Annotated in this window: 17 protein-coding genes and 2 riboswitches; all 17 genes read left to right on the top strand. The window is 40.4% G+C overall.

The annotated features are described in order from the left end of the window. The first annotated feature begins 82 nt into the window (after positions 1-82). The gene (locus JNUCC23_RS19960; RefSeq protein ID WP_454213196.1) at positions 83-1,261 is read left to right on the top strand and encodes an acetyl-CoA C-acetyltransferase; all 1,179 of its coding nucleotides are present in this window, start codon (positions 83-85) and stop codon (positions 1,259-1,261) included. 61 nt (positions 1,262-1,322) lie between these two features. After that, entirely contained in the window at positions 1,323-3,107 is a 1,785-nt protein-coding gene (locus tag JNUCC23_RS19955; RefSeq protein WP_403075498.1) for an acyl-CoA dehydrogenase family protein, read from the top strand. A gap of 300 nt (positions 3,108-3,407) precedes the next feature. Continuing rightward, positions 3,408-3,764: an arsenate reductase family protein gene (locus tag JNUCC23_RS19950; protein WP_062185829.1), complete on the top strand. Its 357-nt coding sequence runs from the start codon at positions 3,408-3,410 to the stop codon at positions 3,762-3,764. A gap of 77 nt (positions 3,765-3,841) precedes the next feature. After that, positions 3,842-4,225, top strand: coding sequence for a glycine cleavage system protein GcvH (gene gcvH / locus JNUCC23_RS19945; RefSeq protein ID WP_062185831.1), 384 nt, complete (start codon positions 3,842-3,844; stop codon positions 4,223-4,225). 113 nt (positions 4,226-4,338) lie between these two features. Beyond that, positions 4,339-4,695, top strand: coding sequence for a toprim domain-containing protein (locus tag JNUCC23_RS19940; RefSeq protein WP_062185833.1), 357 nt, complete (start codon positions 4,339-4,341; stop codon positions 4,693-4,695). Between the two features lie 15 nt (positions 4,696-4,710). Continuing rightward, complete coding sequence (locus JNUCC23_RS19935; protein ID WP_454213193.1) at positions 4,711-5,022, top strand: thioredoxin family protein; 312 nt, start codon at positions 4,711-4,713, stop codon at positions 5,020-5,022. Between the two features lie 319 nt (positions 5,023-5,341). Beyond that, positions 5,342-5,448, top strand: a riboswitch (SAM riboswitch). Between the two features lie 109 nt (positions 5,449-5,557). Then, positions 5,558-6,871, top strand: coding sequence for an O-acetylhomoserine aminocarboxypropyltransferase/cysteine synthase family protein (locus JNUCC23_RS19930; protein ID WP_062185838.1), 1,314 nt, complete (start codon positions 5,558-5,560; stop codon positions 6,869-6,871). 421 nt (positions 6,872-7,292) lie between these two features. Further along, a riboswitch (SAM riboswitch) is annotated at positions 7,293-7,404 on the top strand. A gap of 173 nt (positions 7,405-7,577) precedes the next feature. Beyond that, positions 7,578-8,615: a methionine ABC transporter ATP-binding protein gene (locus JNUCC23_RS19925; RefSeq protein ID WP_403075492.1), complete on the top strand. Its 1,038-nt coding sequence runs from the start codon at positions 7,578-7,580 to the stop codon at positions 8,613-8,615. After that, positions 8,605-9,273, top strand: a complete 669-nt coding sequence (locus JNUCC23_RS19920; protein ID WP_062185842.1) for a methionine ABC transporter permease — start codon at positions 8,605-8,607, stop codon at positions 9,271-9,273. The genes JNUCC23_RS19925 and JNUCC23_RS19920 overlap by 11 nt, the downstream gene beginning before the upstream one ends. Positions 9,274-9,289: 16 nt before the next feature. Further along, the gene (locus tag JNUCC23_RS19915; RefSeq protein WP_403075487.1) at positions 9,290-10,150 is read left to right on the top strand and encodes a MetQ/NlpA family ABC transporter substrate-binding protein; all 861 of its coding nucleotides are present in this window, start codon (positions 9,290-9,292) and stop codon (positions 10,148-10,150) included. 958 nt (positions 10,151-11,108) lie between these two features. Then, the gene (sufC, locus tag JNUCC23_RS19910) at positions 11,109-11,894 is read left to right on the top strand and encodes a Fe-S cluster assembly ATPase SufC (protein WP_062185846.1); all 786 of its coding nucleotides are present in this window, start codon (positions 11,109-11,111) and stop codon (positions 11,892-11,894) included. Positions 11,895-11,909: 15 nt separating this feature from the next. Continuing rightward, positions 11,910-13,217: a Fe-S cluster assembly protein SufD gene (gene sufD / locus JNUCC23_RS19905; protein WP_403075484.1), complete on the top strand. Its 1,308-nt coding sequence runs from the start codon at positions 11,910-11,912 to the stop codon at positions 13,215-13,217. After that, positions 13,217-14,446, top strand: coding sequence for a cysteine desulfurase (locus JNUCC23_RS19900; protein ID WP_062185851.1), 1,230 nt, complete (start codon positions 13,217-13,219; stop codon positions 14,444-14,446). Before sufD ends, JNUCC23_RS19900 begins: the two co-directional genes overlap by 1 nt. Next, entirely contained in the window at positions 14,436-14,864 is a 429-nt protein-coding gene (sufU, locus tag JNUCC23_RS19895; protein ID WP_062185853.1) for a Fe-S cluster assembly sulfur transfer protein SufU, read from the top strand. The genes JNUCC23_RS19900 and sufU overlap by 11 nt, the downstream gene beginning before the upstream one ends. Positions 14,865-15,047: 183 nt before the next feature. Continuing rightward, entirely contained in the window at positions 15,048-16,445 is a 1,398-nt protein-coding gene (sufB, locus tag JNUCC23_RS19890) for a Fe-S cluster assembly protein SufB (protein ID WP_062185855.1), read from the top strand. A 413-nt stretch (positions 16,446-16,858) separates the two neighbouring features. Beyond that, the gene (locus JNUCC23_RS19885) at positions 16,859-17,707 is read left to right on the top strand and encodes a DUF72 domain-containing protein (RefSeq protein ID WP_454213188.1); all 849 of its coding nucleotides are present in this window, start codon (positions 16,859-16,861) and stop codon (positions 17,705-17,707) included. 179 nt (positions 17,708-17,886) lie between these two features. Continuing rightward, complete coding sequence (locus tag JNUCC23_RS19880; protein ID WP_403075474.1) at positions 17,887-19,269, top strand: bifunctional metallophosphatase/5'-nucleotidase; 1,383 nt, start codon at positions 17,887-17,889, stop codon at positions 19,267-19,269. Positions 19,270-19,295: the final 26 nt, after the last annotated feature.

Raw genomic sequence — 19,295 nt, 5'->3', positions numbered from 1 at the left:
ATAATGACTTACATGTATCCCAGATTCACGGAAAGTCAAAACTCCACTGATTGAAGTTTCATTTTACGTAAGGAGGGTCCTCATGAGAGAAGCGGTAATAGTAGCTGGAGCAAGAACGCCAGTTGGGAAAGCGAAAAAAGGCTCTCTTGCAAAAGTACGCCCGGATGACTTAGGTGCTCTTGTGGTGAAAGAGACCTTAAAACGTGCTGGCGATTATGAAGGAAACATTGATGATTTAATCATTGGTTGTGCCATGCCAGAAGCAGAACAAGGCTTAAACATGGCAAGAAACATTGGTGCACTGGCCGGCTTGCCTCATTCTGTGCCGGCCATTACGATCAATCGCTATTGTTCAAGTGGTTTGAACAGTATTGCCTATGGTGCAGAAAGAATCATGCTCGGGTTTAGCGATACCGTCATTGCCGGTGGAGCAGAATCAATGAGTATGGTGCCAATGATGGGACATGTAACTCGTCCGAATGCGAAGCTCGCAGAAACGGCTCCTGAGTATTATATGGGAATGGGGCATACAGCTGAAGAAGTAGCGAAGAAATTCGGCATCTCTCGTGAAGACCAAGATGCTTTTGCAGTTCGTAGCCATCAAAAAGCTGCAAAAGCAATTGCGAGTGGAAAATTTGCTGATGAGATTGTTCCTGTTGACGTGACGATTCATTCTGTTGGTGCAGATTTAAAGCCAGAGTCAAGAAGCTATCAATTTACGACAGACGAAGGTGTACGTGAAGGGACCACGATAGATATTCTAAGCAAATTACGACCAGCCTTTTCAGTAATGGGCTCCGTAACAGCGGGTAATGCATCACAAACAAGTGATGGAGCGGCGGCTGTTATGGTCATGGATCGAGAGAAAGCAACTTCACATGGCTTGGTTCCATTGGGGAAATTTCGTTCATTTGCAGTAGCTGGAGTTCCTCCTGAAATCATGGGGATTGGTCCGGTAGCGGCGATACCTAAAGCATTAAAACTAGCGGGACTTGCGCTCTCAGATATTGGTTTATTTGAATTGAATGAAGCGTTTGCTTCTCAATCGATCCAAATCATCCGTGAGCTTGGTCTAAATGAAGAAATTGTGAACGTAAATGGCGGTGCAATTGCCCTCGGTCATCCACTTGGTTGTACCGGTGCAAAATTAACACTTAGCCTGCTTCATGAAATGAAACGAAAGAATCAGCAATTTGGAGTAGTAACAATGTGTATCGGCGGCGGAATGGGAGCTGCTGGAGTATTTGAATTGATCGGGTAATAACTTGTGCGGTAGAAAAAAAGGGGTCTGACCCAATGATCAGATTAGGAGGCACGAGAAGATGGCTAACGAAACTGAAAAGTTAATCAAAGGCGGCGGTTTTTTAGTAGAAGACATTACGTATGATCAAATGTTCACTCCAGAGGATTACACAGACGAGCAAAAAATGATTGCAAAAACAACGGAGGATTTTGTCATTAATAAGGTAGTACCAGAAGTTGAATATTTAGAGAAACACGAATTCGATCGTTCAGTAAAATTGTTGAAACAAGCCGGTGACCTTGGACTACTAGGAGCGGATGTTCCAGAAGAATACGGTGGACTTGGTCTTGATAAAGTCAGCTCAGCATTAATTGCTGAAAAAATGTCTCGTGCAGGTGGTTTCGGAATTACACACGGTGCTCATGTAGGAATTGGATCTCTGCCAATCGTTCTTTTCGGGAACGAAGATCAAAAACAAAAATACCTGCCATTGCTTGCAACTGGTGAAAAAATTGCCGCTTACGCTTTGACTGAGCCGAGTTCAGGATCAGATGCTTTAGGAGCAAAAACCGTAGCAAAACTGAATGAAAAAGGAACTCACTACGTATTAAACGGTGAAAAACAATGGATCACCAATTCAGCTTTTGCGGATGTATTCATTGTATATGCAAAAATCGATGGGGAAAAATTCTCAGCATTTATCATTGAACGTGAATTCACTGGTGTATCTGTCGGTGCTGAAGAGAAGAAAATGGGTATCAAGAGTTCGTCTACACGTACGTTGATCCTAGAAGATGCCGAAGTGCCGGTTGAGAATCTTCTTGGTGAAGCTGGTCGTGGACACGTTATTGCTTTCAATATTTTAAATGTCGGACGTTATAAATTAGGTGTAGGTGTAGTCGGTGGAGCTAAGCGTGCCTTCGAATTGGCCGCTAGCTATACGAACCAACGGCAACAATTTAAAACAGCCATATCCTCTTTTAACTTAACAAAGGAGAAATTGGCGACAATGGCTGCGAGAATTTATGCAGCAGAAAGTTCTGTTTACCGTACAGTTGGTCTTTTTGAACAAAGAATGAGTCAGCTGTCTGATGAAGAGGTAAAAGACGGCAAGGCCGTTGCAGCATCCATTGCCGAATATGCGATTGAATGTTCATTAAATAAATTTTTTGCGACTGAAGTTTTGGACTATGTTGTGGACGAAGGCGTTCAGCTACATGGAGGCTATGGTTTCATGCAAGAATACGAAATTGAACGTGCATACCGTGATTCCAGAATCAATCGTATCTTTGAAGGGACGAATGAAATCAATCGTTTATTGGTACCGGGAACATTCTTGAAAAAAGCGTTAAAAGGCGAGTTGCCCCTTCTGCAAAAAGCTCAAACGCTAAAAGAAGAGTTATTGATGATGATGCCTGAGGAACCAGGTGATGAGCTATTGGCACAAGAAAAAATGCTAGTAAGAAATGCAAAGAAAATCGCTTTGCTTGCTGCAGGGCTCGCTGCACAAAAATTCGGACCTAAGCTTGAAGAAGAGCAAGAAATTCTAGTGAACATTGCTGATATTGCATCTCTTACTTATGCCGCTGAATCAGTTCTTTTACGTACAGAAAAAGCAATCGCTACAACTGGAATAGAAAAGAACCAACAAAAAGTTCTTTACACAGAAATCTTCGTTCAAGAAGCGTTCAATGAAATCGAGCAGCATGCAAAAGAAACATTAATTGCTGTAGAAGTCGGTGACCCATTGCGTATCATGCTTTCTTCCCTTCGCAAATTAACTAGACACATGCCAATCAATGTTATTGCCAAAAAGCGTGAAGCCTCTGTTAAATTAATTGAAGCAGGGAAATTTGTGTTATAAAGTGAAACTTCAATAAGTGGGGAGGGGCTTCATCCCCCACTTATTGAAGTTTCACCAATCGGGCTTTTACAGGCAGTTATCCTCCAACTAGGCTTCCTCGATTCCTCTGAGCCTTTAGGTGGGGGTTTTACTGCCCGTTAATGCGGGATAAATTGAGAAATGAGAAAAGATTCCGGATTCGGACCTAGAGTTTAAGCATCTCCAGTGTTCAATATTGCTGGGAGTCTTTTTCTATTTTCGTTGCTGAATCTTTTGTGTTGCTATTGAAAAAAGGGTATTCTATCAATAGGTGGTGAGAAAATGTCCTTAACATTTTATTGGTATCCAAAATGCGGAACTTGCCGCAATGCTAAGAAGTGGCTTGATGCACATGAACTTACATACAAAGACATCCACATCGCGGAAAATCCGCCTTCAAGTTCTGAATTGAAAGAGTTGTTCCATAACAGTGGTCTCGATTTAAAGAAATTCTTCAACACAAGTGGTCAAAAGTATCGTGAATTGGGTTTAAAGGATCGTTTGAAAGAGGCATCTGAACAAGAAATGTTGGAAATTCTGGCTTCTGATGGGATGTTAATAAAACGTCCGATTGTTACGGATGGCAGGAAAGTAACGGTAGGTTTTAAAGAAGAAGAATTTGAGAAGAACTGGATCTAAAGTTTGTACTTCCAAATTGAAAAATCTACTTATATACTATAAGAGAGTTACTACTACATACTTGGAGGGATTTACTAATGACAACACCAAAAGAATTACGTTATTCAGAAGAACATGAATGGGTAAAAACAGAAGGCGAAACGGTTCGTATCGGGATTACACACTTTGCGCAATCAGAGCTTGGTGATATTGTGTTTGTTGAGCTTCCAGAAGTAGGCGATGAAATTAAAGCGGACGAGCCATTCGGTAGCGTTGAATCTGTAAAAACGGTTTCTGAATTATACGCACCGATCAGTGGTAAAGTCGTTGCAGTGAATGAGGATCTAAATGATAGCCCTGAGTTTGTAAACGAGTCTCCTTATGAGAAGGCTTGGATGGTTGTAGTCGAGCCGTCTGACAGCACTGAAATTGAGAAATTAATGACAGCAGAGGCATACGAAGAAATGACTAACGAAGGATAAGATGTTAAATGAGGAAGGCTGTAGCAACGGTCTTCCTTGTTTATTATTCGGGCAATAGGTAGGCCACTTGTTTCAAGTTTCTAGTATTTTGAAAGAACTCAAGATGGGTGATGATGTTGTTCATGCAGTCTGAGGTTGAAAAAATTCTTATTGTCGAAGGAACTTCTGATAAGCGTCAAGTAAAAAAGATTTTGAACGAAGATGTAGAGATTATCTGTACAAACGGAACAATCTCTTTAGTAAGATTGGATGAACTTGTGGAGGAATTGGAAGACAAGGATGTATATATCCTCGTTGATGCAGATAAATCTGGAGAAAAGCTTCGGAAACAGCTGATGCGCGAAATGCCAAACGCTTCCCATATTTATATAGACAAAATGTATCGTCAAGTAGCGGATGCTCCGCTAAAACATCTTTCAACTATGCTACTGGCAGCCAAAATAGACGTGAAAGTGGAATATTTAGAATAGAGGATGAGTGTTACCATGCAAGAATGGAATGAAACAGAATTAAATGACGCGATTCAACGGGATAAGACGGTTTGTTTATATTTGTATACCCCGATGTGTGGAACTTGTCAGGTCTCTTCAAAAATGCTGACTGTTGCGTTAGAGCTTTATCCTGAATTAAAAAGCGGTAAGATGAATATGAACTATAGCCCCGCTATTTCGACGCAATATAAAGTAGAAAGTGTTCCTTGCTTGCTGCTTTTTAAAGAAGGACAATTGATTGAAAAAGTTTATGCTTTTCAATCAGTACCGTATCTTTATGCTCTCTTAAAGGAGCTAGAATCATGAAGAATGATTTTCTATACTACGGATTCATGCCCGAATGATGGAGAAGCTTGCTATCCATTATTCGGGTATTTGCTATTCATTTGATGAGAACCGTTTACATATTCATTGTGGATCCTATTAAGGGATTGATCTTTAAACGTCTATTTCTCGGGAAATAATGACAAGAAATGTTTTTTGATGAAAGTTTTGTCGAAGGAAAGAGAGTAACGTCTGATCGTGGGATGAAAAAAGCTGTGAAATAAAAGAAAGATGCGGTTGACTGGCATTATTGCTCATGATATATTTATCACAAGAACAATTTACCGAAAATTAAATTAATTTCTTATCAAGAGTGGTGGAGGAACTGGTCCTATGAAGCCCGGCAACCGGTATGTGATACATACACGGTGCTAATTCCAGCAGAGTATTAGCTCTGGAAGATAAGGAGAGTTTATAATAAACCTCTTCTTAAAGAAGTGGTTTTTTTTGATTCTCATATACCTATCATTGCGGAGAGAATAGGATCGTAAAAATGAAGAAATGGGAGTGGGACTACATGGGAGAAGAAAAAAACAATTATCGTTTTGAGACATTGAGTGTACATGGGGGATTAGAGGCAGATCCGGTAACTGGAGCAAGATCATTGCCGATTTACCAAAGTAATGCTTTCGCGTTCAAAAGTACGGAGCATGCTGCTAATTTGTTCGGATTAAAAGAGCCTGGGTACATTTACTCAAGAATTCACAATCCGACAGTTACAACATTTGAGGAAAGAGTGGCCTTATTGGAAGGTGGAATTGGCGCTTTAGCGGTATCGAGCGGAATGGCTGCAATCACTTTAGCCATTTTAAATATTGCTGGTGCGGGAGATGAAATTGTAGCAGCTTCAACTTTATATGGGGGTACATATAATTTATTTGCCAATACACTTCCGAAATATGGGATAAAGGTCCGATTTGTTTCACCTGATGATCCTGAAAATTTCAGAGATGCGATTACTTCACGAACAAGAGCAGTTTTTGCAGAAATAATCGGCAATCCAAGTTTGCGTGTGTTTGATATTGAAGCTGTGGCTGACATTGCACATGAAGCAGGCGTTCCACTCATTATCGATAACACGTTTGCTACTCCATATCTGTGCAGACCGATTGAGTTTGGCGCGGATATTGTCGTTCATTCCGCAACAAAATGGCTGCTTGGAAATGGAACAACAATGGGGGGAATCATTGTAGACGCAGGGAAATTCGATTATAATTCACCTAATTTCCCAGGGTTCACTGAACCAGATCCAAGCTATGACGGAATCGTTTATGCAGAAGCAGTTGGTCCAGCCGCCTTTATTACCAAAGCACGTGTACAGCTACTCCGAGATCTTGGACCAGCATTAAGTCCGCAGAGTGCTTTCCAATTCGCAATTGGGCTGGAAACATTGCATGTGAGGATGAAGGAACATATTTTGAATACAAAGATTATCATCGACTATCTGCAAAATCATCCAGCTGTCTCATGGGTCTACTATCCTGGTAATGAAGATCATCCTGATAAGAGCTTGGCTGACAAATATTTGCCAAAAGGAGCAGGTTCCATTGTGACGTTTGGCATTAAAGGTGGTAGAGAAGCAGGTGCGAATCTGATCAATTCCATTCGCCTATGGTCTCATGTAGCCAATGTTGGGGATGCGAAGAGTTTAATCATCCATCCTGCGAGCACGACGCATCAGCAACTTTCAGTCAAAGAACTTGAAAAATCAGGTGTGTCTGAGGATTTGGTACGTTTATCGGTTGGAATTGAGAATGCCCAAGACTTAATCGATGATCTTGAACAAGCGATTGAAAAAGCTACAGGCATTCATTCACTTGCGGTAAAATAATTTTTCCCACTTTTAAGCAGTAAGACCCCCACCTCGAGATTCTGAGCATGCTAAAAGAAGATAGGTGGGGGGATCGACTGCCCGTAAAAGATACAGTGAAACTTACCGATGCATGAGCAGAGGTAAAGTTTACGCCCACAGGATGCGGCGTATGTAGTCCTTAGTTCGTACTGTCGATTGATCGAAGCGTTTACTGCGATCTTAGCGACAGTAGAACGGGACTAACAATCAGTAGGGGATGAAGAAAACCGCCACTGATTGAAGTTTCACTTTATCTAAAGGGATTGTTGCCAAGTTTTTTAACGATTTTTCAATAAATAGAAATATAATACATTGACACTCTATCTTTTTGCATGGTATTATTCCAACGAAAACGAAATGAACTTTAATTGATGATTTGTCAATTTCTTATACTTGTTTGCTCTTATCAAGAGAGGCGGAGGGATGTGCCCGATGAAGCCCGGCAACCGGCAAAGCTAATGCTTTGAAAAGGTGCCAATTCACGCAAAGCTGATTGCTTTGGGAGATGAGAGGAAGGTCTTTTTTCACAATGCCTTTCTGCTCACGCGGAAAGGCATTTTTAATTTCCGATTATGTAAATAAACAATGCATGAATGGAGCAGTTCGTGAAATCTTATTTAGTAGAAGGTTTTTACAAACAACATGAGTAGGTTCATAGGGTTTATTGCAAAAAGAGGTGAGTTCAATGATAACATTGTCGAAAGTTAGTAAGGTATTCAGTACTAAATCCGTACAAACAAAGCCAATTAAGGCTGTTGATGAAGTGAATTTAACGATTAATAAAGGTGAAATATTTGGAATTATTGGGTATAGTGGCGCTGGAAAAAGTACCCTCATACGCATGCTGAATGGTCTAGAAACCCCTTCATCGGGTTCTGTCGTAGTAGCAGGAAATACCATTTCAAGCATTAAAGGTCGTAACTTGCGAAAGGCACGTCAAGAGATTAGCATGATTTTTCAACATTTCAACTTATTGTGGTCTCGTACTGTACACGATAATATCGCGTTTCCACTTGAAATTGCAGGTATAAAAAAAAGTGAACGCCAAAAACGAGTCAATGAATTAATTAAGCTGGTTGGCCTAGAGGGCAGGGAGGGGGCCTACCCTTCTCAATTGAGTGGTGGACAAAAGCAAAGGGTTGGGATCGCCCGGGCATTAGCGAATAACCCGAAAGTACTCCTTTGTGATGAGGCGACATCTGCACTTGATCCGCAAACAACGGACTCCATTCTAGAGCTTTTGGTCGATATTAATAAACGATTAGGGTTGACGATTGTTCTTATTACTCATGAAATGCATGTCATCCAAAAAATTTGTCACCGGGTAGCCGTCATGGAAGGTGGCAGGATTGTTGAGCAAGGACCGGTTCTTGACGTATTTAGGAACCCTGCTGAGCAAATAACAAAAAGGTTTGTTCAACAAGTAACGGAGCCTGAGGAAACGAAGGACACTGTGGAACATTTACTAGAGCACTATCCACAAGGCAAGGTTGTACAATTAACTTTTGTCGGCGAAAATACGGAAAGTCCACTAATTACAAAGCTTATTCGTAATTTTCAATTGGATGTTAATATCGTACAAGGAAAAATTTCGCAAACTCAACATGGATCGTATGGCACATTGTTTATTCATATGGATGGTAGTGATGAAGAAATCGCCCACGCGATTGAATTCATCAAAGAACAGCAGGTTGGCGTGGAGGTGATGTCAAGTGCTGAGTAATTGGTTTCCGAATGTCATTTGGGAAAATATCTGGCTTGCAACGAAAGAAACATTATATATGACAGGTATTGCTTTACTTGCGACTTTTATATTAGGCATCTTACTAGGGTTATTGTTATTTTTGACGTCTAAAGGACAGATGTGGGAAAACAAATTTATCAACGTGATTATTTCTGCGGTGGTCAATATCTTCCGCTCAATCCCATTTATTATTCTGATTATCTTATTAATTCCGTTTACAATTTTTGTGGTAGGTTCTATGTTAGGTGCAAAGGCGGCTCTCCCAGCATTAATTATCGGGGCTGCGCCCTTTTATGCGAGGATGGTCGAGATTGGCCTTAGAGAAGTGGATAAGGGCGTGATTGAAGCCGCGAGATCTATGGGGGCTAAAACGAGTACCATCATTTTCAAAGTACTATTACCAGAATCCATGCCTGCACTTGTTTCAGGTATTACGGTTACTGCGATTGCATTGATCGGTTATACAGCGATGGCGGGAGCAATTGGTGCGGGGGGACTAGGAGATCTTGCTTATAAAGAAGGATTCCAGAGAAACAACAATGATGTAACGATGTTAGCGACGATTCTTATTTTACTTATTGTGTTCGTCATCCAATTTATTGGGGATTATATAACTTCAAAATTAGACAAAAGATAAGATGGAGGGTAAGGAAATGAAGAAGAAAAAATGGTTATCAACATTAGCAATTACTTCCGCGTTATTATTAGGTCTTACTGCATGTGGTTCTGCCAATAATGAAAAGGAAAGTGGCAATGGTTCTGCAGGTTCAGCTGATGAATCAACTACACTTGTAGTCGGTGCTTCAAATATTCCACACGCGGAGATTCTTGAACAAGCAAAACCCATTCTAAAAGAAAAAGGAATCGATCTTGACATTAAAGTTTTCTCAGATTTTATTTTGCCAAATAAAGCATTGGCTGGAAAAGAAATTGATGCGAATTTTTTCCAACATTTACCGTATTTAGAAGAGGCGAATGCGGATGAGGGCTATGATTTGGTTAATGCTGGCGCCGTGCACATTGAGCCAATTGGGATTTATTCAAAAAAGTATAAAAGTTTAGATGAAATCCCTAAAGGCGGAAAAATTATTATGCGTGATGCTGTATCAGATGAAGGAAGAATTCTTTCTATTTTCCAAGAACATGGTTTGATCAAGTTAAAAGAAGGCGTAAATAAAACAAAAGCAACGATCAATGATATTGTTGAAAATCCGAAGAAACTTGTATTCCAACCTAATATTGAAGCGGCATTGCTTCCACAAGTCTTTAAAAATGGCGAAGGAGACGCTGTAGTAATCAATGCAAACTATGCATTAGATGCTGGACTTGATCCGATCAATGATCCAATTGCAGTTGAGTCAGCAAAAGACAATCCGTACGTAAATATTATTGCCGTTCGTGCTGGTGATGAGAAACGTGAAGACATTAAAGCATTAGTAGACGTTCTCCACTCAAAAGAAATTCAAGATTTCATTACTGAAACGTATAAAGGAGCAGTTATACCTGCTGAATAAATATTGTGAAGAAGGGTGTCCCAAACAAAAGGGTCAAGCCTCGACTACTATATACAGTTTAAAGTAAGTGGCTAAATCACTTATAAACTGTTGTTAGAGTAGGGGCGAGATCATTGGGACACCCTTCTTCTCTTTTGTGAATTTTGCAAATGGAATGTCGGAGGATATACATATCACATAGCAATGGTCCGTAATAGCAAGGATATTAGTTGTATTCCTAAGCTGATCAAGTGTAATCGACTCTGTGCCAAGTATATGGATTTTGAAAAGTAAATTGCTAAGATGTTACACTAAAATCCAATAAAAAATGGAAGGATGATTCATTATCAACTCTCTAGAGTTAACCGTAACGAGCGAAATGGAAAAAGCGATGCAACAATCACATGGGATAGGCTACAGTGAGTATAGCAGGCGATTGGATGTGCGACTCCAGGTCGAGGAACGAAGAGAGAGGGATTATGAAGAAGGCAACCGAATCGTGAATAATCTGCAGCGCCAGATTTATTCATAATTCCATTTGAATAGACAGGCAAAAGATCGGCCGAAGTTCATTTAATGGACTTCGGCCGATCTTTTTTTTGATTGCTGTGGTAAACATTATTGTTGAGAAAATGATGAGGGTGTCCCATAGCGAAAGGGCAGACTCTTGGGAATAGCCTGATCAACCACCTTTACATAGTCTTCATTATAATAACTTTATCAGAATCGAATCATTGTTTCTTTTCATGGGAAAAATAATGGGATGCCTGTAGGGAACTTCTAGGGACGGGCTTTACTTGCATTGTGTATTGGAAAATACTATCCTTATAGTAGAAAAGCTTCTTAATTAGTTGCTTACAGTTTAAATTTGATATAAGATTATAATGAGAATAAAGTGAGAATCATTTTAACGGTCATAGAAAAGAAGGTATCTTACTTTCTAGCTATAAAATAGGATTTAGATCACGGAGGTATTACTATGTCAGGTTCAACATTAACGGTTAAAGATCTTCATGTTTCAATTGAAGGAAAAGAAATTTTAAAAGGTGTTAACCTTGAAGTTAAAGGTGGAGAAATCCATGCAATCATGGGACCTAATGGAACAGGTAAGTCTACACTTTCTTCAGCAATCATGGGCCACCCTAAATATGAAGTAACTAGCGGAAGCATTACATTTGACGGCAAAGACGTTCTTGAAATGGAAGTTGACGAACGTGCCCAAGCTGGTCTTTTCCTTGCTATGCAATATCCAAGTGAAATCAGCGGTGTAACAAACGCAGACTTCCTTCGTTCAGCAATTAACGCACGCCGCGAAGAAGGCGATGAAATTTCATTAATGAAATTCATTCGCAAAATGGATGAGAAAATGGATTTCCTTGAAATGGATCAAGATATGGCGCAACGTTACTTAAATGAAGGATTCTCAGGCGGAGAGAAAAAACGTAATGAAATTCTACAATTAATGATGATTGAACCAAAAATTGCAATCCTTGACGAAATTGACTCAGGGTTAGATATTGACGCTCTTAAAGTCGTATCAAAAGGGATCAATGATATGCGTGGCGAAGATTTCGGTTGCTTGATCATCACTCACTATCAACGTCTATTGAATTATATCACTCCTGATTTCGTTCACGTTATGATGCAAGGACGTGTTGTTAAATCAGGCGGTCCTGAGCTTGCACAACGCCTTGAAGCAGAAGGATACGAGTGGATTAAAGAAGAATTAGGCATTGAAGACGAAACTGTTGGCCAAGAAGCGTAAGTAGGAGGATTTGTCATGACTACCGAAACAAAATTACCAGTTGAACAAGAGTATATCAGCTCTTATTCGCAACAAAACAACGAACCAGCTTGGCTGACAGAACTTCGAGTTCATGCATTTACAGGACTGGAAAATCTGCCGATGCCAAGACCTGATAAAACAAAAATAGATAAATGGAATTTCACATCTTTCAAATCTCATACTGTTGAGAGTGAAGCATTCACTTCATTGAATGACCTTCCAGAAGCTGTGAAATCGCTTGTTGATTTAGAAGAAAGCAAAAACTTATATATCCAACGCAATAATACGCCTGCATTTTTTAGATTGTCTGAAGAGTTGAAGGCAGAAGGTGTTATCTTTACAGATATCTTCACAGCAGTACGCGACCATGGAGAACTTGTACAAAAATACTTCATGAAAGACGGTGTAAATGCTGATGAGCATCGCCTTGTGTCATTCCATGCTGCGTTAATGAACGGTGGAGCGTTTTTATATGTTCCGAAAAATGTTGAGATAAAAGAGCCGATTCAAACTATTTTCTTAGTAGATCATGCAGATGCTACATTATTCAACCATGTATTAATTGTAGCGGATGACAATAGCTTAGTAACGTATGTTGAAAACTACATTTCTACAGTAGAATCAGCATCTGGAATTGCGAACATTGTGACAGAAGTCATTGCTAATGCGAATGCGAAAGTTACGTATGGAGCTGTTGATACACTTTCTTCAGGGTTTACTACGTATGTGAACCGACGCGGTGTAGCAGGTCGTGATGCTCGAATTGAGTGGGCGCTTGGATTAATGAATGATGGCAACACTATTTCTGATAACACAACGTATTTAATGGGTGATGGTTCATTCGGAGATACGAAATCAGTTGTCGTTGGTCGCGGAGAACAAAAGCAGAACTTCACAACGCAAATTATTCATTATGGAAAACGCTCTGAAGGATATATTCTGAAGCACGGCGTAATGAAAGATGCTGCACAGACCATTTTCAATGGTATTGGGAAAATCGAACACGGAGCGACAAAAGCGAATGCAGAGCAGGAATCACGTGTGTTGATGCTTAGTGAAAAAGCTCGTGGAGATGCGAACCCAATTTTGCTTATTGAAGAAGATGACGTAACGGCAGGACATGCTGCATCAGTTGGTCGTGTAGATCCGCTGCAATTATACTACTTAATGAGCAGAGGAATTCCAAAGACTGAAGCAGAACGCTTGGTCATTCATGGCTTCCTTGCACCGGTCGTAAATGTTCTTCCAATTGAAGGCGTTAAGAAGCAACTAGTTGAGGTTATTGAAAGGAAAGTTAGATAATGAATCCATACGAAATTCGTAAGCTTTTCCCAATTTTAGATCAAGAAGTTAATGATCAGCCTCTAGTTTATCTCGATAGTGCTGCAACTTCCCAAAAGCCAAGCGCAGTGATTCAATCCATTGAAGATTACTACCGCGGCTACAACTCCAATGTACACCGCGGAGTTCATACACTTGGAACAAAAGCTACGGATGCGTATGAAGGAGCCCGTGAAAAGGTTCGCAAATTCATTAATGCCTCTGCGATGGAAGAAATTATTTTCACAAGAGGTACAACGACTTCTTTAAACATAGTAGCGAAAAGCTATGGTGGCGCCAATCTATCTGAAGGTGACGAGATTGTCATCTCTTATATGGAACACCATAGTAACATCATTCCATGGCAGCAGATCGCCAAGCAGACTGGAGCGGTTCTCAAGTATGTACCGCTCACACCTGATGGAACAATCTCGTTAGCTGACGTAAAAGCAACGATAACAGATGCAACGAAGATTGTTTCGATTGTGCATGTTTCGAATGTATTGGGCGTGATTAACCCGATTAAAGAAATTGCTCAGATTGCTCATCAGCATGGAGCGATTATGGTGGTGGACGGTGCCCAAAGTACACCACATGTAAAAGTAGATGTTCAAGATTTAGATTGTGACTTTTTTGCTTTCTCAGGTCATAAGATGGTCGGACCGACTGGTATCGGCGTATTATATGGTAAGAAAGAGCTTCTCGAGAAAATGGAACCGGTCGAATTCGGCGGTGAGATGATTGATTTTGTAGGCCTATATGAATCTACATGGAAAGAGCTCCCTTGGAAATTTGAAGGGGGTACCCCGATTATCGCTGGTGCCATTGGTCTAGGAGCAGCTATTGACTTTCTTACTGAAATTGGCTTAGAAAATATTGAAGCACATGAGCATCACTTGGCTGCTTATGCACTAGAAAAGATGGCAGAGATTGAAGGGATAACTATCTATGGTCCGCTTGATCCAATGAAGCGTGCTGGAGTAATAACCTTTAATGTTGCTGATGTTCATCCACATGATTTAGCAACTGTTCTTGATATGGATGGAATTGCCATTCGTGCAGGTCATCACTGTGCACAGCCATTGATGAAATGGCTCGATGTATCAGCAACGGCTCGTGCCAGTTTCTACCTGTATAACACCGAAGAAGATATTGATAAGCTTGTAAAAGGGCTTGTCAAAACAAAGGAGTATTTCAGTAATGTCCTTTAATAACTTAGATACACTTTATCGTCAAGTCATTATGGATCATTATAAAAAGCCACGTAATAAAGGCGTTTTGGAAGATGGAAACTTAACCATTGATATGAATAACCCGACATGCGGCGACCGAATCCGTTTGACTTTGAAAGTGGAAGATGGGAAAGTTACCGATACGAAGTTTGAAGGTGAAGGATGTTCGATTTCAATGAGTTCAGCTTCGATGATGACTCAGGCGATAAAAGGGAAAGATATTGAAACAGCACTCAACCTTTCAAAAACATTTTCCGAAATGATTCAAGGGAAAGAATATGATGATACTCTAGACCTTGGTGATATTGAAGCTCTTCAAGGAGTTTCGAAGTTTCCTGCTAGAATCAAGTGTGCAACATTAGCTTGGAAGGCGATGGAAAAGGGCTTGAAGGAATAAAGTGAAATAAATCGAGACCTGACAGATTGTGTATGTGCACTAGCCTTTTCTAGATCATTATTTGTTTGAAGAAGGAAATTGCAGTCTGTTAAAATAAACACAGTGAGTAAGAAGCTGTCTCAAACGTAGGGTCAGACTCTAATGAGACAGCCTCTGCCATTTTGAAATGGAGGAAAACGAGCTATGGCTAAGAAAATGCCTGATATCGGTGATTATAAATATGGCTTTGCGGATAGAGACGTATCGATTTTTCGGTCAAAACGTGGTTTGACAAAAGAAATCGTCGAAGAAATCTCTCGTATGAAAGAAGAACCGCAATGGATGCTTGATTTCCGATTAAAGTCATTGGAGATTTTTTACAATATGCCGATGCCTCAATGGGGCGGCGACTTAAACAGCTTGAATTTCGATGAAATTACGTATTACGTAAAACCGTCTGAGAAATCTGAGAAATCTTGGGATGAAGTTCCTGATGAAATTAAACAAACGTTTGATAAGTTAGGGATTCCTGAAGCAGAGCAAAAGTATTTAGCTGGGGTTTCGGCTCAATATGAATCAGAGGTTGTTTACCATAACATGAAGCAAGATCTTGAAGACATGGGCATTGTTTTTAAAGATACAGATTCAGCACTTAAAGAAAATGAAGATATTTTCCGCGAGTATTTTGGAAAAACAATTCCGCCATCTGATAATAAATTTTCTGCTCTAAACTCAGCAGTTTGGTCTGGTGGATCGTTCATTTATGTACCTAAAGGCATCAAAGTAGATACACCACTACAAGCTTATTTCCGAATCAATTCAGAAAACATGGGACAATTCGAACGTACGCTAATCATCGTTGACGAAGGCGCAAGCGTTCACTATGTTGAAGGTTGTACAGCACCAGTTTACACAACAAACTCTCTTCATAGTGCGGTTGTTGAAATCATCATCAAAAAAGATGCTTACTGTCGTTATACAACAATTCAAAACTGGGCGAACAACGTATTCAACCTAGTTACGAAGCGAGCAGTATGTGATGCGAATGCGACGATGGAATGGATTGATGGCAACATTGGTTCTAAATTAACGATGAAATACCCTGCTGTTATTCTTAAAGGAGAAGGCGCACGAGGTATGACATTATCGATTGCAATCGCAGGTAAAGGACAGCACCAAGATGCAGGAGCGAAAATGTTACACTTGGCACCGAATACATCTTCTACTATTGTATCCAAATCAATCTCGAAACAAGGCGGAAAAGTAACGTACCGTGGTATTGTTCACTTTGGACGTAAAGCGGAAGGTGCTCGTTCAAACATCGAGTGTGATACGTTAATTATGGATAATAGTTCAACTTCTGATACGATTCCATACAATGAAATTTTAAATGACAATATTTCTTTAGAGCATGAAGCGAAGGTTTCTAAAGTATCAGAAGAGCAATTATTCTATCTGATGAGCCGCGGAATCTCTGAGCAAGAAGCTACAGAAATGATCGTTATGGGCTTCATTGAACCGTTCACAAAAGAACTGCCAATGGAATACGCCGTAGAAATGAACCGCTTGATTAAGTTTGAAATGGAAGGTTCAATCGGATAACACACCCTAAACACCACCAAACCTGCCGATTCACTCGGCAGGTTTTTCTTTCGGGAAATAAAGTGAAACTTCAATTAGTGGGGGTTTTTCTTTATCCCCCACTAATTGTTAGTCCCGTTCTACTGTCGCTAAAATCGCAGCAAACGCTTCGATCAATCGACAGTAATGAATCACAGACTAAAGTGCGCCGCGTCCTGCGGCAACGTCTGTGAGGCCCACTTCCTGTGGGCCTCAACTATACCTTTGAAACCACAAAGGTAAGTTTCTCTGTATCTTACCAATCGGGCTTTTACGGACAGTTGTCCCCCACCTATGCTTCTTCGATTCCTCTAATCTTTGAGGTGGGGGGCTTACTGCCCGTTAATGCGGGATAAACTGGGAAATGGGGTCTGACCCCTAAAAGGAGGGGTTCGATGATTTATATTGGTGTGACTGGTTGGGGGGATCATGATCGTTTGTATGGCGATGGGGTTTCGAAGCGTGATCGGCTTCGGGAATATGGGGCGCATTTTCCGACGGTCGAGGTCGATTCGTCGTTTTATGCGGTGCAGCCTAAGCGGAATAGTGATAAATGGGTCACTGAGACTCCTAATTCCTTTCAGTTTGTTGTGAAAGCTTATCAAGGGATGACAGGGCATTTGCGCGGGGAAAATCCCTATGAGACTAAAAAGCAAATGTTTGATGCGTTTCACGCTTCTCTGGAGTCTTATCAAAAAGCGAATAAACTCGGAATGGTCCTATTTCAGTTTCCACCTTGGTTTGAATGTAAACGTGAAAATGTGAATTACTTACGCTGGTGCAAAGCGGAAATGGGTGAGGTTCCCGTTGCTCTAGAATTTCGCAATCAAAGTTGGTTTGCGCCAGGGATGTCTGATAAGACACTCACGTTTTTGGAAGAAGAAGGGTGGATTCATACAGTCTGTGATGAGCCTCAGGCAGGAACTGGTTCGGTACCACTTGTTCTCGCAACGACTAATCAAACAAAAGCACTTGTTCGTTTTCACGGTCGAAATGTCCATGGCTGGCAAAAGGCAAGCGGTGGACAAAATTGGCGTGAAGTCCGCTATTTATATCGCTATAATCAAGAAGAATTGCAACAATGGGTAAGTAGGCTCAGAAAACTTGAAGAAACGGCTAAAGATGTGTATGTTTTATTTAATAATAATTCAGGTGGAGACGCGGCAGGTAACGCGAAACAAATGATTGACTTGCTCGGAATTGAGTATGGTGGATTAGCCCCTAAACAGCTGGATTTATTTTGAATGAAAAGTTTAAATTGCCCACATATAATGAATTTTAAAGTCATGCATGGTGTGAACATATTCAAGTTCTATCTTACTTTCCTAAGAAAATAGAGCATATCTTTAGAGAAAGCAAGCAATAGACAACAGTGGGTTTTAAATTGTTCGAAGGGATATTTAGATACATAGGGGGAAAAACATTGTCAGAGATCATCCATTTATATCATACAAATGATGTCCATAGCCATTTTGAAAATTGGCCTCGTATCGCTCACTTTTTACAAAAAAGAAAAAATATTCACAAAGAGACTGGCGAAGACACGCTCCTACTGGACATTGGTGACCATGTTGATCGGTGGCATCCCTATACAGAAGGGACACTTGGTAAAGGAAATGTACGTTTGCTGAATGACTCAGGCTATCAATACGTGACGATTGGGAATAACGAAGGCATTACGCTTCCGCATGAAGCGTTGTCCGCTCTTTATGATCAAGCATCATTTAAAGTTCTAGTAGCCAATTTATATAATGAAAAGGGAATTCGTCCAGATTGGGCGCATCCATATTTCATCCATACTACCAATCATGGGACAAAAATCGCTTTAATTGGAATCACTGCCTATTTTCAAAAATTTTACGAAACTTTAGGCTGGTATCTTAATGAGCCTTTTGATGAATTAAAAAAGCAGCTTCAAGCAATTCATAATCAAGCGGATTTGGTTGTCGTCCTTTCCCATTTAGGCATTCATGACGATGAAAGAATGGCAGAAGAATTTCCTGAAGTGGATGTGATTCTTGGTGCCCATACCCATCATGTTCTTCACCACGGAAGAATGATAGGGAACTCGCTTCTATGCGGGGCTGGGAAGTACGGGCAATTTGTCGGTCATGTTGAGATCAAGTTGGATGCCAAGAAAAAAATAATGAATAAAGCAGCGCGATTATATGATACAAATGAGTTGGAAGAAGCACCGAACGAGGAGCAATGGGTTTTGAACTTACATGATGCCGGCGGGGTGAAGCTTGAAGAAGTGGTAACAACACTATTAGAACCCATTGAAAATGACTGGTTCAAACCATCGCCTCTACCAAAGCTACTTTGTGAATCATTAAAAGACTGGACAAGAGCAGACTGCGCTTTTCTCAATGCTGGACTTCTTCTGGAAGCATTGCCGAAAGGGCCTGTGACAAAAGGGGATATTCATCGGGTTTGTCCACATCCTATTAATCCTTGTGTGATTCAATTAAATGGGGCAGAATTGAAAGAAATACTTTTACAATCCAAAGATGAAGAATGGCCACATATTCAGATAAAAGGATTAGGCTTTAGAGGGACAATCATGGGCATGATGGTGTATGAAGGAATTGATTTTGTAAGGAATGATGAAGGGCTTATAAAAAAAGTCATGATCAATGGAAATGAATTACAATCTGATCAAACGTATAAACTCGCGATTCCCGATATGTTTACGTTTGGTCACTTTTTTCCGCAAATACAGCGGACAGAAGCAAAAGAATATTTCATGCCAGAATTTCTGCGAGATCTTCTAGGTTGGAAATTAGTAAAGAATAATCTTGGATAATAACACATAATGGCTCTTTTATTCAT

Source organism: Peribacillus sp. JNUCC 23, assembly GCF_053653995.1.
The sequence above is the reverse complement of the archived record's forward strand: the minus strand, read 5'-3'. Positions and strand labels throughout refer to the sequence as shown.

Bases quoted from the DNA above. Each gene is read 5' to 3' on its own strand.
- JNUCC23_RS19940 (WP_062185833.1), top strand. From the start codon at position 4,339: ATGTTGTTCATGCAGTCTGAGGTTGAAAAAATTCTTATTGTCGAAGGA.
- JNUCC23_RS19950 (WP_062185829.1), top strand. From the start codon at position 3,408: ATGTCCTTAACATTTTATTGGTATCCAAAATGCGGAACTTGCCGCAAT.
- JNUCC23_RS19900 (WP_062185851.1), top strand. From the start codon at position 13,217: ATGAATCCATACGAAATTCGTAAGCTTTTCCCAATTTTAGATCAAGAA.
- JNUCC23_RS19960 (WP_454213196.1), top strand. From the start codon at position 83: ATGAGAGAAGCGGTAATAGTAGCTGGAGCAAGAACGCCAGTTGGGAAA.
- JNUCC23_RS19915 (WP_403075487.1), top strand. From the start codon at position 9,290: ATGAAGAAGAAAAAATGGTTATCAACATTAGCAATTACTTCCGCGTTA.
- sufB (WP_062185855.1), top strand. From the start codon at position 15,048: ATGGCTAAGAAAATGCCTGATATCGGTGATTATAAATATGGCTTTGCG.
- sufD (WP_403075484.1), top strand. From the start codon at position 11,910: ATGACTACCGAAACAAAATTACCAGTTGAACAAGAGTATATCAGCTCT.
- sufU (WP_062185853.1), top strand. From the start codon at position 14,436: ATGTCCTTTAATAACTTAGATACACTTTATCGTCAAGTCATTATGGAT.
- JNUCC23_RS19955 (WP_403075498.1), top strand. From the start codon at position 1,323: ATGGCTAACGAAACTGAAAAGTTAATCAAAGGCGGCGGTTTTTTAGTA.
- JNUCC23_RS19930 (WP_062185838.1), top strand. From the start codon at position 5,558: ATGGGAGAAGAAAAAAACAATTATCGTTTTGAGACATTGAGTGTACAT.
- JNUCC23_RS19885 (WP_454213188.1), top strand. From the start codon at position 16,859: ATGATTTATATTGGTGTGACTGGTTGGGGGGATCATGATCGTTTGTAT.
- JNUCC23_RS19935 (WP_454213193.1), top strand. From the start codon at position 4,711: ATGCAAGAATGGAATGAAACAGAATTAAATGACGCGATTCAACGGGAT.
- sufC (WP_062185846.1), top strand. From the start codon at position 11,109: ATGTCAGGTTCAACATTAACGGTTAAAGATCTTCATGTTTCAATTGAA.
- gcvH (WP_062185831.1), top strand. From the start codon at position 3,842: ATGACAACACCAAAAGAATTACGTTATTCAGAAGAACATGAATGGGTA.
- JNUCC23_RS19925 (WP_403075492.1), top strand. From the start codon at position 7,578: ATGATAACATTGTCGAAAGTTAGTAAGGTATTCAGTACTAAATCCGTA.